Source organism: Microcoleus sp. Pol12A5, assembly GCF_036701435.1.
Taxonomy (GTDB): domain Bacteria; phylum Cyanobacteriota; class Cyanobacteriia; order Cyanobacteriales; family Microcoleaceae; genus Microcoleus.
This window is the reverse complement of the sequence record NZ_JAUBQU010000067.1, coordinates 20,808-36,011: the sequence shown is the minus strand read 5'-3', so window position 1 is coordinate 36,011 and position 15,204 is coordinate 20,808. Positions and strand designations below refer to the sequence as shown.

General features: G+C 45.3%; 13 protein-coding genes and 1 pseudogene. 6 read left to right on the top strand and 8 right to left on the bottom strand.

Annotated elements, in window-relative coordinates:
• Positions 1-953 precede the first annotated feature (953 nt).
• Positions 954-1,772, bottom strand: coding sequence for a fatty acid desaturase (locus QUA45_RS18040; RefSeq protein WP_333147629.1), 819 nt, complete (start codon positions 1,770-1,772; stop codon positions 954-956).
• A gap of 361 nt (positions 1,773-2,133) precedes the next feature.
• On the bottom strand, positions 2,134-2,946 hold the full coding sequence (locus QUA45_RS18035; protein WP_333079314.1) for an acyl-CoA desaturase: 813 nt from the start codon (positions 2,944-2,946) through the stop codon (positions 2,134-2,136).
• Positions 2,947-3,026: 80 nt separating this feature from the next.
• Between QUA45_RS18035 and QUA45_RS18030 the strand changes: the two genes are divergently transcribed.
• On the top strand, positions 3,027-4,262 hold the full coding sequence (locus tag QUA45_RS18030) for a methionine gamma-lyase family protein (protein ID WP_333094567.1): 1,236 nt from the start codon (positions 3,027-3,029) through the stop codon (positions 4,260-4,262).
• A 209-nt stretch (positions 4,263-4,471) separates the two neighbouring features.
• Here QUA45_RS18030 and QUA45_RS18025 read toward each other — a convergent pair whose 3' ends face one another.
• Positions 4,472-5,095 (bottom strand): Vat family streptogramin A O-acetyltransferase, encoded by a 624-nt coding sequence (locus tag QUA45_RS18025; RefSeq protein WP_445305330.1) that lies wholly within the window; start codon positions 5,093-5,095, stop codon positions 4,472-4,474.
• Positions 5,096-5,335: 240 nt separating this feature from the next.
• Between QUA45_RS18025 and QUA45_RS18020 the strand changes: the two genes are divergently transcribed.
• From QUA45_RS18020 to QUA45_RS18005, 4 genes and pseudogenes are all read left to right on the top strand, one after another.
• Positions 5,336-5,797, top strand: coding sequence for a GNAT family N-acetyltransferase (locus QUA45_RS18020; protein ID WP_333221748.1), 462 nt, complete (start codon positions 5,336-5,338; stop codon positions 5,795-5,797).
• Between the two features lie 49 nt (positions 5,798-5,846).
• A complete protein-coding gene (locus tag QUA45_RS18015; RefSeq protein WP_333221747.1) occupies positions 5,847-6,218 on the top strand; it encodes a DUF2237 domain-containing protein in 372 nt (123 codons plus the stop codon).
• 120 nt (positions 6,219-6,338) lie between these two features.
• Positions 6,339-6,593, top strand: a pseudogene (locus QUA45_RS18010) (ABC transporter ATP-binding protein); the annotation flags it as partial.
• A gap of 409 nt (positions 6,594-7,002) precedes the next feature.
• Positions 7,003-9,195 (top strand): alkaline phosphatase D family protein, encoded by a 2,193-nt coding sequence (locus QUA45_RS18005; RefSeq protein WP_333221746.1) that lies wholly within the window; start codon positions 7,003-7,005, stop codon positions 9,193-9,195.
• Positions 9,196-9,336: 141 nt separating this feature from the next.
• On the opposite strand, the gene QUA45_RS18000 is transcribed toward QUA45_RS18005, so the two are convergent.
• Both QUA45_RS18000 and QUA45_RS17995 read right to left on the bottom strand, forming a co-directional pair.
• Complete coding sequence (locus QUA45_RS18000) at positions 9,337-10,281, bottom strand: leucine-rich repeat domain-containing protein (RefSeq protein ID WP_333094561.1); 945 nt, start codon at positions 10,279-10,281, stop codon at positions 9,337-9,339.
• A 93-nt stretch (positions 10,282-10,374) separates the two neighbouring features.
• Positions 10,375-11,574 carry a Coenzyme F420 hydrogenase/dehydrogenase, beta subunit C-terminal domain gene (locus QUA45_RS17995; RefSeq protein ID WP_333221745.1) on the bottom strand — a complete coding sequence of 400 codons (1,200 nt, stop codon included), beginning with the start codon at positions 11,572-11,574 and terminating at the stop codon, positions 10,375-10,377.
• A 393-nt stretch (positions 11,575-11,967) separates the two neighbouring features.
• Here QUA45_RS17995 and QUA45_RS17990 point away from each other — a divergent pair, with 393 nt between their 5' ends.
• The gene (locus tag QUA45_RS17990) at positions 11,968-12,528 is read left to right on the top strand and encodes a hypothetical protein (RefSeq protein ID WP_333094558.1); all 561 of its coding nucleotides are present in this window, start codon (positions 11,968-11,970) and stop codon (positions 12,526-12,528) included.
• 159 nt (positions 12,529-12,687) lie between these two features.
• Here QUA45_RS17990 and QUA45_RS17985 read toward each other — a convergent pair whose 3' ends face one another.
• From QUA45_RS17985 to QUA45_RS17975, 3 genes are all read right to left on the bottom strand, one after another.
• Positions 12,688-12,948, bottom strand: coding sequence for a hypothetical protein (locus QUA45_RS17985; protein ID WP_333094557.1), 261 nt, complete (start codon positions 12,946-12,948; stop codon positions 12,688-12,690).
• Between the two features lie 2 nt (positions 12,949-12,950).
• Positions 12,951-13,136: a hypothetical protein gene (locus QUA45_RS17980; RefSeq protein ID WP_242725046.1), complete on the bottom strand. Its 186-nt coding sequence runs from the start codon at positions 13,134-13,136 to the stop codon at positions 12,951-12,953.
• A gap of 90 nt (positions 13,137-13,226) precedes the next feature.
• On the bottom strand, positions 13,227-14,711 hold the full coding sequence (locus QUA45_RS17975; RefSeq protein ID WP_333221744.1) for a DEAD/DEAH box helicase: 1,485 nt from the start codon (positions 14,709-14,711) through the stop codon (positions 13,227-13,229).
• Positions 14,712-15,204: the final 493 nt, after the last annotated feature.

The following is a 15,204-nucleotide window of genomic DNA, read 5'->3' as shown; positions in this document are numbered from 1 at the left end:
TTGCACTTTATTCTCGATCGTGCGAGCGAAACCCAGGCCACGCAATATGCGCTCGATTATTCAGCAAGCCCTAATTAAACCTTTCTGGAGATTTTGAGCAAAATTTTTGGCAGCTTTCATTTTTGATTATCTACTTTCAAGTATCAGATGTCTGGCAACTAAGTCAACGAGTAATTTCAAGAATAAGAGAGTTGCTTATTATCGGACATTAGGAGTATGTTTTTTATGTTTACGGGCTAATAAAATCCCATGAACTTGTTTCATATTTACTGCTATTTTAGATGCCTGGATATTTTTTAATTGATTAAACTTTTCTCAGTACAGTAATAAATTTATTGAGATTTTTTTAGTTAACTCTTTTTCAACAAGCTTGAGCTGAGCTTGCTCATAGCGATAGAGGAATAATTTTAAATTTTTTTTTGAGCCCACACGTGAAAGTAAATCCTGTAATCGATAACAAATAATTGCTGAATAAGTTTTTCGAGTTTATTTGTCTAAATTTTTGCTATTAATATACCCTTTCAGTGATTGCCCTGTCAAGAAAAATTCAAATAGCTCTCAAACTCTCTCACAATCAAGTTTTCAGCATTTGTGTGTGCCTCGCATAGGTACAAATCACTGCAAACCCACCCCTAGTAAAGCTTTCAGGCATTAAAATTCACCCCTTCTCTCCCCCACCTATAGCCCACTACGTTTCAGTTAGTGCTAAAAAAACAGATGGTGCGTAGTGCGTAGGTTGGGCCCTTGGAACGAACCCTCCGTTTCACTCCGCCCAACATTTTCGCTACAATTTTCCTTAACCCAAGCGTATTAGGTTATTAGTCATTAGTAATTGGTGGTGAGTCACCAAAAAACCCGGTTTTTTTGAGAAACCGGGTTTCTCAAGCGGTAAGGTGCGTGGCCCGGCGCAGCCTACAGCCTAAAGAGGTTCTGCGTCTAGGACCCAATTGCTGCTATTTTGCTGCTGGTAATTTCACCTTAGTAGCCAAACCTACTGCTTCCAAAAATTGAATTGTCATCCAAGTGAAGTCTATTTCCCACCTTTCCATCCCGTGACGCGCAGAGTATTGATAAGCATGGTGGTTGTTGTGCCAGCCTTCGCCGTAAGTCAAAAGCGCAACCCACCAACAGTTAGTAGAACTATCCTTTGTTTCGTAAGTGCGGTAGCCAAATTTGTGAGTGGCGCTGTTAACAAACCAGGTGCAGTGATAAACGAAAACTAAGCGGACAAAAATTACCCAAACTACAAAAGGCCAGCCTGCTGCTAAGTAAAGCAAGACGCCAAAGGCGATTTGAATTGGCAGAAAGTAATTTTGCAAAAATTGATAAAACGGGTCGCTTGAAATGTCTTTTGTGCAGCGGGAAATTTCAGCGTGAGCTGGACCTTTATATAGCATCCAGCCGATGTGACTCCACCAAAAACCCTTTTGGGCATTGTGAGGGTCGAGGGCATTTTGGTCAGAGTGGGTATGGTGCAATCGGTGCAGCCCAACCCAATCAATTATTCCTCCTTGGCAGGCAAGGGCTCCGCAAAATGCTAGAAAGTATTCTACGAATTTTGGTGTCTGAAAACTGCGGTGGGTGAGCATACGATGCCATCCGAGAGTTATTCCCAAACCGCCGGTTATCCAGTGCATGAATACTGTTAAACCAACTGCTGTCCAATTGAAGTTACTGGGTAGCAGGGCGAACAAAGCGCCGATATGAAGTCCTGCTAAACTAATAACGTGCTTCCAATTGTAGTGGAGTTTTTCTTGCGTTGCTATTGTCATTCTTTTTTTGATTTCTGATGAGATGCCGACCGGGATTCACGCATAATAGTTTGGATTGAGCAGTGAACTTTTTTTGCTGCACACTTGCCCAAACTAATAAAGAATCAATGATAGATTTGGGATTAGGATTGAAAAAGATTTACGGTTGTATTTTGAAAATAAAAAATTTGGCTGCCAAACAAAATTTTTTGTTCCCAATTATATTATAACTGATTCTGGTTTTGGTTGGGTCGATCGCACTAGAAGATGCGAGGTTACTTCAACCCAACCTGTATCCGATCGCAAAAAACAGGATTAGGCATTGGTCACTAGCCATTAGTCCAGAACTGATGACCTACAACCAATGACTAATTGCCGATCGCTATTTTTCTGCTAATTTCACTTTGGTTGCCAAACCCAGCGATTGCAGCAGTTGAATTGTCATCCAGGTGAAGTCGATTTCCCACCATTGAAGACCGTGGCGAGCTGAGTATTGAAAAGCGTGGTGGTTGTTGTGCCAGCCTTCGCCGTAGGTAAGCAGGGCAACCCACCAGCAGTTGGTCGAGCGATCGCCCGACTCGTAGGTGCGGTAGCCGAATTTGTGGGTAGCGCTGTTAACCAGCCAAGTGCAGTGGAACACCACCACAATCCGCATAAACACGCCCCAAACCACGAAAGACCAGCCGCCTAATAAATAAAGCAACACACCGAAGACAACTTGGATGGGGATAAAATATGCTTGGAGAAACTTGTATACTGGGTCGTCGCCGATGTCTTTAGTAAAGCGGGGGATTTCAACTCTGATCGGGAGATCCGAGAGCATCCAGCCCATGTGGCTCCACCAGAAGCCTTGATTGGAATCGTGGGGATCTGTTTCGGTGTCGGAATGTATGTGGTGTAACCGGTGCATTCCTACCCAGTCGATCGGGCCACCTTCACAGGAAAGCGTACCGCAAATAACTAGAAAATACTCTAGCCATTTCGGTGTTTGAAAACTGCGGTGGGTGACGAGGCGGTGATATCCGAGAGTAATTCCTAAACCACCTGTTACCCAATGCAGGAAGACTGCTAGCCCGACCGCAGACCAGCTAAAATTACCCGGCAGCAAAGCAAATAAAGCACCGATGTGCAGAAAGGCCATAAAGCCTACGACAGGCCAATCAGGAGAAGTTTTTTTGGAAGTTGCAATCGTCATGAATATATTATGTTTACAAACTAGGGGCCGCATCTACGCCATAATGAACAGCGCGCACGCAAAGGGTGAGCGAGGTATAGATGAATAGCGTTTCACGGCTACAGGAAGCAGAACAGGCACTCTTTCAGATTTTTTCTGGTATTGACACTACAGTCAAGCAAAATCTTCAACGAGTCTTAAAAGCTTTTCGCAGCCACCGGGTTGGAGTCCACCATTTTGCAGGGGTTACGGGTTACGGCCACGATGATTTGGGTCGGGAGACTTTGGACGGGGTGTTTGCCGAAGTGGTAGGGGCCCAGGCCGCGGCTGTCCGGGTACAGTTTGTTTCGGGTACTCACGCGATCGCCTGTGCTCTTTTTGGCATCCTGCGTCCTGGTGACGAAATGTTGGCAGTGGCTGGTTCTCCCTACGATACTTTAGAAGAAGTGATCGGCTTGCGGGGGCAAGGTCAAGGTTCACTGCTTGAGTTTGGCATTAGTTACCGTGAGTTGCCTCTAACTCGCGAAGGAAGTTTGGATTGGCAGGCATTGAGCTCTACTATTTCAGCAAAGACTCGCCTGGTTTTTATCCAGCGCTCTTGCGGCTATTCTTGGCGGTCGAGTTTGTCTATTTCTGAGATCGAAAAAATCGTCGCCATAGTCAAACATCAGAATCCTAACACAATTTGCTTTGTTGATAATTGTTACGGAGAGTTTGTTGATGATTGCGAACCTACTGCTGTGGGTGCTGATCTGATGGCTGGTTCTTTAATCAAAAATCCGGGCGGTACGATCGTCCCTGCTGGAGGTTACGTTGCTGGGAGGGCTGATTTAGTAGAGGCGGCAACTTGTCGCTTGACGGCGCCGGGAATTGGCAGCAGCGGCGGCGCAACTTTTGATTTGAATCGGTTGCTGTTTCAGGGTTTGTTTATGGCTCCCGGTTGTGTGGGGGAGGCGATGAAGGGCAATCATTTGACGGCTTATGTTTTTTATAAGTTGGGTTATCGAGTGAATCCTATGCCTTTGGCTAGAAGACGAGATGTGATTCAGGCGATCGAATTCGGTTCTGCTGATAAGTTAATTGCTTTTTGTAGGGCGGTTCAGCAAAATTCCCCCGTCGGTTCGTATTTAGATCCGGTGCCGGCTCCGATGCACGGGTATGAAAGCCAGTTGGTGATGGCTGGGGGTACTTTTATTGATGGGAGTACGTCGGAGTTTTCGGCTGACGGGCCTCTGCGGGAGCCTTACGTGGCTTTTTGTCAGGGCGGAACTCATTGGACTCATGTATCGATCGCTCTTGAGGATGCGATCGAGGCTGTGGGCCCAGCAGCTAAGTAAGTTGTAGGGACGGTGCGGTATGGGAGAGCCCTGGGTTTGCATGGTGATTTTTGGGGATTTTTTGACCGCAGATGCAGGCAGATTGACGCTGATGAACGCAGATTAGAAGATGTATCCGGGGTCGGCTGCTGGGAGTGGGTTCGCCTTCGATCGCGCCGGAACCGGTACACAGGATCGGAGTTAAAATTAATATAGCTGTATTTGCGAGTTTACTCAGCATTTTTGAGTGCTTGAATATCGCCTTGCATAATTATGCTGACATTGCGCGAAATCTTGTCTATTTCCCAATCCCACCACCTAATTTCTAATAGTTGTGCAACTTCACGATCGCTAAAACGCTGTTTGATTGGATGGGCGGGGTTTCCACCCACAACGGTGTAAGGGGGAATGTCTTTTACTACAACGGATTTGGCAGCAATGACGGCACCATCGCCGATTTTAACTCCGGGCATAATCAGGGATTCATAGCCGATCCAAACATCATTGCCAATGACGGTATTGCCTTTACTTGGCAGTTCCATTAATAAATTCATCGCTGTTTCCCAACCATTCCCAAAAACCGGAAAAGGATAAGTTGAAATCCCATCTAGTTTATGATTCGCACCGTTCATAATGAATTTGACGTTGGTGGCGATCGCACAAAATTTGCCAATAATTAATCGGTCGTTTCCGTAATTATAAAGTACATTTCTTTCAAAGTTTTCTGGTTCTATTGGATCGTCGTAATATGAGTAATCGCCGACGATAATGTTGGGGGATTTAATCAAGTTTTTGATGAAGCATACGCGCGGTTGATCTGCCATCGGATAAGGTCGGTTTGGATCGGGCCCCATTTCTGTCATAAGTTTCAAGTATTATTCGTTAAGCTGCTGGATTGATGTACTGTTAATTCGAGTGAGGTTTGCTTCTGTTTCATTAACATATAGTAATATATTTTGTCAAGGGTAGGTGAAAATTTTTCGATCGCCCTGCAACAAATGAGACAAAATGGTAGAAGCCAACATCCATGCGTGTTGCGAAGCGGTTAAAAATCTCAAATTAATATTAAAGAAGCAATCGCAGTGAGATAATTTATGAGAGTACGAACCTACAAAATCGGTGATACCCAACAAATTGTAAAACTGTTTTACGACACCATACACGAAGTAAACATCCGCGATTACACACAAGCACAAGTAGATGCTTGGGCTCCAGCCGATATCGATATTGAAAGTTGGAGTAAAAGTTTAAGCAGTAAATTTACTTTCGTAGCAGAAGAGGGTGATACAATTGCAGGTTTTGGGGAATTAGAAGCAAGCGGCCATATCGATCGCTTTTACTGTCATCAAGATTTTCAAAGACAAGGAGTCGGTAGGTTAATTTTAAAACAAATTGAGTCAAAAGCCAAAGACTTAGGAATTAACAAGTTATTTACCGAAGCCAGCATTACAGCTCGACCTTTTTTTGAAAGCCAGGGATTTATGGTGATTAGAAAACAAGAAGTAGAACGGAGAGGACAAAAATTCATCAACTTTGCGATGGAAAAAAATATATAAACAACGAGTTGTGTAAAATTAGATCGAAGAGTTTTACTCAGGAGTTGCGATGGTGACGGAAGCTACAAATGTGCTGGGCGGAAAGTTAGAGACTTGCTGCACTTCGCCAATGACAGGATATTATCGGGACGGCAAATGCAATACAGGTGGTGGCGACTTTGGAGCTCACACTGTTTGTGCTCAACTGACAGAAGAGTTTTTGCAATTCACCAAGTCGAATGGAAATGATTTGATGACTCCGGTTCCCGAATTTAACTTTCCCGGTTTGAAGCCTGGGGATTGCTGGTGTTTGTGCGCTTCTCGGTGGAAGGAAGCAATGGATGCGGGAGTTGCGCCGCCTGTGGTTTTGGCCGCCACTCACGCCTTGACTTTGGAATACGTTTCTTTGGATGAATTGAAGCAGCACGCTGCTGATTTGTAGGAGGATGTTGGTGTGCGATCGCTTTTAGTCAATAAGGGCGATCGTGCTTTTATGATGAACATCAAGTCAATAAATTTGAGATTGGAGATTTTAGATCGATCGCCACTCAAATATTTAAGTGCGATCGCTCGTCATTTCGATGTTTTACTATTAGATGAACTTACGGCTTTACTCGATCCTGATTCTCAGTTAGATTTGGTGTCCGCGGTGCAGCGTTTCGTCAAAAATTGCGGGCTGACGGCTTTGTGGGTGACTCACGGTTTGGATGAGTTGAATTATTGCGATGGGGCTTTTTTGTTGGAGAAGTGTGAAGAACTCGCTCGGGGCGATGCACCAAGGTTAAAGCAGCGGTTGATGCAAATTCAGGAAGTTTAGCGGCTGAAGTTTTGCCAGAATTAGCGCTCGCATTTCATCGGACGTGATATTAAAGGTAAAACAAGGATGACTAACGGGACTCAGACAAAAACTGAAGCCATTTTGGCTAAAACCCAGATAGAGAAATACTTTTAGCTCAAATGGGCATTAATTTAGTTATACCAAGGGTTTCAGACATTTTTAGGTTATGGATTTCTTTTCATTTCCTAGAAGGGGTTTCAGATTTTAAAGGGCTGGAAAAGGTTTAAGTCCCACTAAAAAGCTTGCTGTGTAAGTCTTATTGCTTCTTCCTTGTTCCTTCTTTCTTTTACTTAACGATCGATCGCGATCGCGATACTGTATAATCCTGTGAAGGCTATTTTGAGCCGCCACAGTCATTATTAAACAACAACACTTCATATTTTCCCTTATGTTAGACGCTAAAACTCTATTTCAAGAAAGCTACTATCTGGCTAAAAACTTAGAGGTGGGCGCCGCTGTTACCAAAGGGAACTTCCAAAACGGATTTGAACACTTTAGCAAATTTGGTCAATTTGAGGGCCGCAACCCTAGCGCCCTATTCGATACTAATTATTATCTCCTAAATAACCCTGATGTCGCTGCCGCTGTCAATAGCCAAGCTACCACAGCAATACAACACTTCATTAATTTTGGAGAATCAGAAGGCCGCAATCCTAGCCCATTTTATAACAACAGCTATTATCTAGGGAAAAATCCCGATGTTGCTGCGGCTGTCGATCGCGATGAAATTACTGGTATTGGTCACTTCATCCAATTTGGTAAATCGGAAAACCGCAGTCCTAGCCCTTTATATAACGATAGCTATTATCTGGCAAAAAACCCAGATATTACTGCTGCTGTTGAGCGCGACGAACTCACTGGCATTGAACACTTTATCAATTTTGGTGCTGCTGAAGGGCGAGATGTTACCTCATTTATTAAGTCTGGTAACTCAACCTTGCCAAATGGCATTGCTTCTGGAGATACCACCCAAACTTCAACGGTTTTGTGGACTCGCAGCACAGTTCTGGGTAATGTTGTCTTTCAATACTCCACCGATCCAAACTTCAGTAACAGTCTCGGCACTCTCACAGATACCGTCACCGATGTTACCGTACCCGTGAAAGCCGAACTGACGAATTTAAAGCCTGGTACTCAATATTTTTATCGAGTGCGTGATGCCGCTGGCACTTCAGCAGTTGGGCAATTCCGCACTGCTGCTGAGTTGGGAAATCGCCAGGGTTTACGATTTGGGGTAGCAGGTGACTGGCAAGGTCAACTTACTCCTTTCCCGGCGATCGCAAATGCGCCGGAACGCAATCTCGACTTTTTTGTTCGCATCGGCGACTCCGCTTATGTAGACGATCTATCGCCGGATTTGCCGGGAGTCAGACAACCTAAAACTTTTGAAGAGTTTAGCACCAAATATAACGAAGTCTACGGTCAACGTTATGGCCTCAATACCTGGGCTGATTTGCAGGCTTCTACCACAATCTATGCTAGCTGGGATGACCACGAACTCACGAATGATTTTGCCGGGGGTGCAACGCCTGCTGAGTCGCCGCAAAAAGAGGGGATTTTCGGGACGGGGGGAGGCTTTGTCAATGATACGCCTGTATTTGACACGGCTTTACAAGCATTTCAAGCCTACAATCCCGTGCGAAATGATTTTTATGGCAATACGGGCGACTCTCGCACTGCTAATGAGCAGAAACTTTATCGGTCTAATACCTTCGGCAGTGATGCAGCTACATTTGTTTTAGATTTGCGCTCTTTCCGAGATAATTCTTTGAAAAGTATCCCAGAAACTTCCGACCAAGCTACTGTTAATAAGTTTCTCAATGATGCCTTTACGCCGAATCGCACGATGTTAGGGGGGGCGCAACTTCAAGACTTGAAAAATGACTTACTGAAAGCTCAACAAAATGGCATAACTTGGAAGTTTATTATGTCAAGCGATCCGATACAAAATTTTGGTATTGCGGTTGCAGGCGATCGCTGGGAAGGTTATGCTGCTGAACGAACAGATTTGCTGCGTTTCATCAAAGAAAATAACATCAAGAATGTGGTTTTTGCCACCGGAGATTTTCACGGCTATGTCGTGAATAATGTCACCTATCAAGAAGCAGCAGGTCAGCCGCAAATCCCTACGGATGTTATTGATGTAATGACCAGTCCTGTTGCTATTCAGTTGAACATCGGGCAAGGGCCGTTTGCCGCCCCCTTTGGCCCCGCAACAGTTGCTTTTACGCCCACCGCTTTGCTGCCACAATCGGAAAAAGATCGCTATAATGCATTGCCGACAAGGGAACAAAAAGATGCCTTTGTCCGCAATATTCTGGATACTCGGACAGCGCCGCTAGGATACGATCCAGTTGGTTTGGAAGGTTCTGGAATTGACGCTAGACTGATTCAGGGAGAGTATTTAGGAGTGCATACCTACGGCTGGAATGAGTTTGAAATTGCTCCTCAGAGTCAGCAGTTGCGGGTAATAACTTATGGTATTGAACCTTACACGCAGTCGCAACTTGATGCTAATCCCAGTGCGATTATTAATCGCAAGCCGTTTATTGTCAGTGAGTTTGTTGTTAATCCTAAGTGATCAAATAGACTTATTGCAAAAATATTCAGGCGATTGAAATCGCAGTAACAAAAACTAAGTCCGCCTACGCGGACTTTCAAATCATAATTAGGGTGATGTGTGTCATAATTTTTTACCTATAATTTTCGGAACAGTAAAGTTTTATGGTTGATTTGGTGGTTCCCACTTACAGATAGACTCTGGTTTGAGAGGGCAAGTTTTGGGAGCAATCGGATTTTCGCTGAGGTAGAGATCAGTCAGTTTAGTCAAAGATTCGAGCGGTTTGATGTCGCTGATTTGATTGTTAGCGAGGACGAGCCGAGTGAGGTTAGTCAAAGATTTCAAGGGTTGGATGTTCCTGATTTGATTGACAAGGAGGTCGAGCACCCTCAGGTTAGTCAAGGATTCTAGCGGTTTGATTTCGCTGATTTGATTGTAGCCGAGGACGAGAAAAGCCAGGTTAGTCAAGGATTCTAGCGGTTTAATGTCGCTGATTTTATTGTTGCTGAGGAAGAGCAAAGTCAGGTTAGTCAAAGATTCTAGCGGTTTAATGTCGCCCAGAAGATTGTTGCTGAGCCAGAGCGAAGTCAAGTTAGTCAAAGATTCTAGCGGTTTAATGTCGCTGATTTGATTGTTGTCGAGGAAGAGTACAGTTAAGTTAGTCAAGGATTGTAAGAGTTTGATGTCGCTGATTTGATTGCTGTCGAGGTTGAGATAAATCAGGTTAGTCAAGTATTGCAAAGGTTTGATGTCGCTGATGTTATTGTTGCGGAGGTCGAGGACAGTCAGGTTAGTCAAGGATTGTAAGGGTTTGAGGTCGCTGATTTCTTTGACCTTGAGGTCGAGTTGTGTGACCCTCGAAAGTTGCTGATTAGCCGCATCGCACTCAGTAGTCCCTGCTTCCTTCAACAGTAGCTCAATAGTATGGTTAGTTTCAGGACTCAAAGAATCTTTGTCGCGACACCAGTCAGCAAATGTTCTGTTTTCCACTCGCATTTCTGATGCTTTCGCCGACACTCCATTTCCAGAAAATGCTAGAAGCCCACAACAAGTAAGTGCGATCGACTTTGGTAAATTCATGTGTTTCTGTGCAAATATAAGTATCATAATCTTGTGCCTCTAATTTTCTGAACTGTATACAAAAAAACACGGCAATACCGTGTCCCTGCAAAATAGCTATTAAAAACTCTCCGAATTACCTCACTCAGGCAACTTATACTGCCCCACAATCCGCTTAGCATATTCCGGTACATGAGCCTCTAATTTCTCCGGGTAATTGCGCTTCACGTACAGATAATTGCGAGTGAAATGAGAATCAATCGAAAACCGAGCATATTCCAAACCCTTTGGCCCAATTCTCTCAATAAAAACTCCCATTAACTTCGCCGCCCACATCGGCAAAGTCACTCCTTTTTCGTAAGCCGGAATGCTTTGCTGAACGGCTTCTTTTCTGTTTCCCTTAGACATCACCGGCTGAGTATTTAACTGATCCGTTACCAAGTCTAACATATCTTGCCCGGTGTCATTTCGCACCACAATCCACTGCCAGCCAAAAGGTGCGCCCATGTAGCCCACAACTAAATCTGCTAAAGAATTCACATAATCAAAACAGCTCAAGCAAGAAGGAGCAAAAACATCTTTCAATTCTTTAGTATTCAACCCGAAGAACGGCACTTTTTCTTCCGAACCATCTTCGTGTTTGAAGTGAACGTTAAAGTCTTGCATAAACTCGTAAGAAACCACCGTTTCGGGAGAACGGCTAGTCGTGTCTAGAAATTTCTGCAAGCCTGCACGGCTGACATTATCCACGCACGGAGTTCCCAAAACGTAGAGCTTCTCTAAACCGAGTTTTTTCTCAACTGTTCGCAAAGCTTGAATTTGACAGCCGACGCCAATTACTAACAGCCGCTTCATCCCCGATTTTTCGATTTGTTCTAATACTGAAAGATTGGGAGAGAGAGTTGGTTTGTTTACTTTGGCTGCGAGAATTTCTTCGCGATTTCTAGCAATTATCGGCATCGGTTGAAAGCGGTCTTCCTTAGTATTTTGGACGCAAACAACGCCTTCTACAATTCCTTTTTCGAGCATTTCAATCGCAATTGTGCTGACGATCCCCGTCCATTGAGCACCCTCGATCGGCTCTTTTTTTCGAGCCGCCATCATGTTTTGACTGACTCCGAAATACCAATCGTCCGGATTGTCGAGATTGCGCGATCGCCCGTGAATCTCTTCTTCTAATTCCGCTATGTGCTGTGTTAAGAAAGCACAAGATTCCTTGACATAATGAATGTAATATGTATCGCACAAACCGCACTCGCTGCAAAGTTCTTTAGCGGGGCGGCGGCTACCCGGTTTGAGGGCCTTGGATTTTTGGTGCTTAGTAGAATCTGTTGCGGTCATCTAAATTACTTATTTTATGCAGATATGGCTTTTGTTAGGATATCACAGCAATTTCCCTTGATTTACCTACTTTATTCTTTCTTTCAGTCCTCGCAGGCGGACGCAAGCTTGTGCGGGAGCAAATTCGGTGCGCCCGAAATTGGCGGTTTTCAAAGCTTAAAAAATATTAGTCAGGACTTACCTAGGTGGCGCTACAAACCCGGTTTCTTGCTGAATACGTCGCTGTTAAACCTAAGATTTATGGTAACCGGGTTTCTTTTTGTAGTTTTGGTAAAAAAAATGGGTTTCAGAGCATCGCCGTGCGTCCAGGAGTGTTTGTGTAAGTCCTATTAGTATCAATCCGGATCTAGCAGGCGATCGCGCGAATACATTGCCAAATAAAGCTATAAAAAAATGGTAAAAATATTTGTGACAACAGCCGTCGCTGGCATCATGATGAATCTCGCAATTTCGAGCTTAGGATTTGCTGCTTTAGTTCGTCCTATTCCTGCTATGAATCAAACTGTTGCGACTCTAGAAAGAATGCTCAGCGCGACACAAAAGCCGACGGCACTGAACTATTCGCGCCTGGGGATTGGCGGCGTTCGGTTGGGGATGCCTGTAGAAGAGGCAAAACGCAAGTTGGGAAAACCGCAGCGCGACGAAACTAAACCTGCTGGACTTGGCATTGGCGGCAAGATCCGCACGCTAACATACTCAGGATTGACGGTAGCAGCATGGGATGGCAAAGTTTATTTAGTTTCTACTACCAATCCCAAGTTTCTGACAATTGATGGTGTGAAGCTAGGAGATAACAGCCAAAAAGTCGTTAAAGCTTACGGTTACGGGTCGCAATCAGTGCGGGGTGAAGTGACTCGCTTGACTTACAGCAATGACCAAAAGGCTTCTAATTTGATTTTGGAAATTAAGGGCGATCGCGTGCAAAAAATTCTTGTGAACACGCAGCTAAACTGAAATATTAAACAACAGTGCAAAAGTCCCCCTTCACAAGTTTGTAGTAAGGACTTTATTCCTGATTTATGAGGTTTTTTAGCTCTTCGGTGAGTTGACTGGAGGGCTTTTTCCTGATGTGCGTGAAGCGAAGCTATCCCGTAGGGAATCGCCCGCGTCTCCTTAATCCTCTTCATCCTCATCCGACAATTTTGCCATTTCTTCAGCGACTAGCGTCTGAAAATCCTCACCGCAGTGAACGTTCAGATGAATTGCAGCACTGAGGAAGTCTGCTAGAATTTCAGCTTTTTGTCGATCGCTCAAATCAGGTAACTGAAGCTGATGGATTAAAGTAATCACATTTTGACACTCAGTACCCAATTCATCAATTAACGTTCTCAGTGTAGAATTAGTTACAGAAATTGTCCGATCTCTAACTTGCATCTTTATTTACCCAATCGTTTTAAAGCTTGCTGAATTCCTTTCTCAAAAGCTCGAATTTCACTTTCCCAATGCCGGATTAAGCCTTCATCGGGAAAATCCTTCTCATATTCCAGTCTAATCTTTTCTTCGTGTTCTGCAATCCGCTTGTTCAACGAACGAAGAGCTTTTTTGTGATTTTTATTCCCCATAGAGTGTTATACCCATAAAAAAAGTAGAGATGCGATCGATCGCATCTCTACAAAAATTCTAAATAAGGTGCACATTGTGCACCCTACCAATTAGCTGTTCTGGGGAACAGGAGCACTCGGTGCTCCAGAAAAAGTCGGCGCTACAGAATTACTTGGCGTAGGAGTCTTAGCGCGTTTCTTGATCAAGATTGGCTTGACGCTGTTTTCTCCACCAATCGGGGGATCTTCTTGTTGAGCGTAATCCGCGCCCATCCAAGCAGGACGGCTTTGATCGAAAGCCATTTGCAAAGCAGCAGCGGCGATCGCGTGGGAGTCGTACTCCTCGGATAACTGAGACACCAGAGGCAAGAAAGATGCCATCCGTTCGCCAGCCAAAGCTTCGCGAACTTTACCTTGCATCTTTTCCAACTGACGTGCTTCAATTTGCGCCCGTGTCGGAATGTTTCGCACCGTCAAGCTCGATCGCACGTGGCGTTCAATCAAGCGCAGTTTGCGGCGATCGACCGGTTGAATCAGCGTAATCGCCGTTCCTTCGCGACCAGCCCGGCCCGTGCGTCCGATCCGGTGAACGTAGCTTTCCACACTATCGGGCAAATCGTAGTTAATTACGTGAGTCAAGTGATCCACGTCCAAACCCCGCGCCGCAATATCAGTCGCCACTACCCAGCGCACCTGACATTGGCGGAACCGATGCAACAAACGTTCCCGCTGTGCCTGATTCAAATTACCGTGATACTCGTCAACGCTGTGACCTGCTGCTTGAAGTTGGCTGGTGAGTTCTGCAGCCGACTGCCGAGTCCGCACAAAAATCAGTGCAGATTCCGGGTCTTCCATTTCTAAAATTGGCTGTAGGGCTCTTGCCTTCGACCAGCCGCGGGGAATCATGTACACGCCTTGGCTGATGCGCTTTGGCGTTGCTTTTGGCTGTTCTACGGTGACGTTGACTGGGTTACGCAAATGCCGCGCCACCAATTTGCGAATGGAAGCTTCCATCGTCGCCGAGAAAAATGCCGTTTGACGTTCTTTTGGTGCAGCATCCAAGATTTTTTCCACATCTTGGATAAAGCCCATGCTCAGCATTTCGTCAGCTTCATCCAAAACCAGCCACTTTACCTTGTCGAGTTTCAGGCTGCCACGGCTGAGCATATCCAATATGCGTCCGGGTGTACCGACAACGACGTGAACGCCGCGCTTCAAACGCTGCATTTGACGCTCGATCGATTGACCGCCGTACACTGTCAGAACTTGCAGAGAGCGACCCACTTTTACCGGGCCGTCGCTGCTGATGCCGCTCAAATCACGGATGGCTTCAGTTACTTGCATCGCCAATTCGCGAGTCGGCGTCAGCACCAGTGCTTGCACCGCAGTTACATCTAAATCAATCCGCTCCAAGATGGGCAACGAGAATGCTGCCGTTTTGCCTGTCCCTGTTTGGGCTTGACCCACAACGTCGCGACCTGCTAGCAAGTGCGGAATTGCTTGTACTTGGATGGGAGTAGGTTCTGTAAAGCCTAGTGTTTCCAGATGGAGAACGAGTTCTTCCGAAAGACCTAAGCCTTCAAACAATAAATTCATTAATGCTCCTAATAACGAGTCTTAGCCTTCTAAGTTGCCCAACTCGGATGCGGATTTCTGCTCTAGGGCAGGAACTCATAAGAGTTCTTTATGGTGCTGCGCCTGCGCGCACCTTCTTAAATAGCAATCGAGTATAGGGCAGCTCCGTCGATGGTGACTAAATTTACCAATTCGACAGCCGTCTTTGATTTTGTGACATCACCGATACCAACCGCCAGGGGTCGGGTTATAGGCTTCCAACATTCTTAAAACAGGACATTGGACTTCCTTTGAGGTACTTGCAAGCTTTCCCTCTCAGGCATTTTATAGTGAGGATCATGACCAGCCCCACTTCACTACACAGTAGTAACAGGTTGTTTGGTTCAGGCGCTATCCCGCAATCCGTCGCCTGCGGGATTGAGCAGGGGATGGGGCGACCGTTACCGCCTATCCATCTCAACACTCTTTCGGGATACCGTTGTGGTGTAGGGCGGACGGCGAAGCAATCTCAAAT

Bases quoted from the DNA above. Each gene is read 5' to 3' on its own strand.
- QUA45_RS17990 (WP_333094558.1), top strand. From the start codon at position 11,968: ATGGTAAAAATATTTGTGACAACAGCCGTCGCTGGCATCATGATGAAT.
- QUA45_RS18035 (WP_333079314.1), bottom strand. From the start codon at position 2,946: ATGACGATTGCAACTTCCAAAAAAACTTCTCCTGATTGGCCTGTCGTA.
- QUA45_RS18040 (WP_333147629.1), bottom strand. From the start codon at position 1,772: ATGACAATAGCAACGCAAGAAAAACTCCACTACAATTGGAAGCACGTT.
- QUA45_RS18015 (WP_333221747.1), top strand. From the start codon at position 5,847: ATGGTGACGGAAGCTACAAATGTGCTGGGCGGAAAGTTAGAGACTTGC.
- QUA45_RS18000 (WP_333094561.1), bottom strand. From the start codon at position 10,281: ATGATACTTATATTTGCACAGAAACACATGAATTTACCAAAGTCGATC.
- QUA45_RS17985 (WP_333094557.1), bottom strand. From the start codon at position 12,948: ATGCAAGTTAGAGATCGGACAATTTCTGTAACTAATTCTACACTGAGA.
- QUA45_RS18030 (WP_333094567.1), top strand. From the start codon at position 3,027: ATGAATAGCGTTTCACGGCTACAGGAAGCAGAACAGGCACTCTTTCAG.
- QUA45_RS18020 (WP_333221748.1), top strand. From the start codon at position 5,336: ATGAGAGTACGAACCTACAAAATCGGTGATACCCAACAAATTGTAAAA.
- QUA45_RS18025 (WP_445305330.1), bottom strand. From the start codon at position 5,095: ATGGGGCCCGATCCAAACCGACCTTATCCGATGGCAGATCAACCGCGC.
- QUA45_RS17980 (WP_242725046.1), bottom strand. From the start codon at position 13,136: ATGGGGAATAAAAATCACAAAAAAGCTCTTCGTTCGTTGAACAAGCGG.
- QUA45_RS17995 (WP_333221745.1), bottom strand. From the start codon at position 11,574: ATGACCGCAACAGATTCTACTAAGCACCAAAAATCCAAGGCCCTCAAA.
- QUA45_RS17975 (WP_333221744.1), bottom strand. From the start codon at position 14,711: ATGAATTTATTGTTTGAAGGCTTAGGTCTTTCGGAAGAACTCGTTCTC.
- QUA45_RS18005 (WP_333221746.1), top strand. From the start codon at position 7,003: ATGTTAGACGCTAAAACTCTATTTCAAGAAAGCTACTATCTGGCTAAA.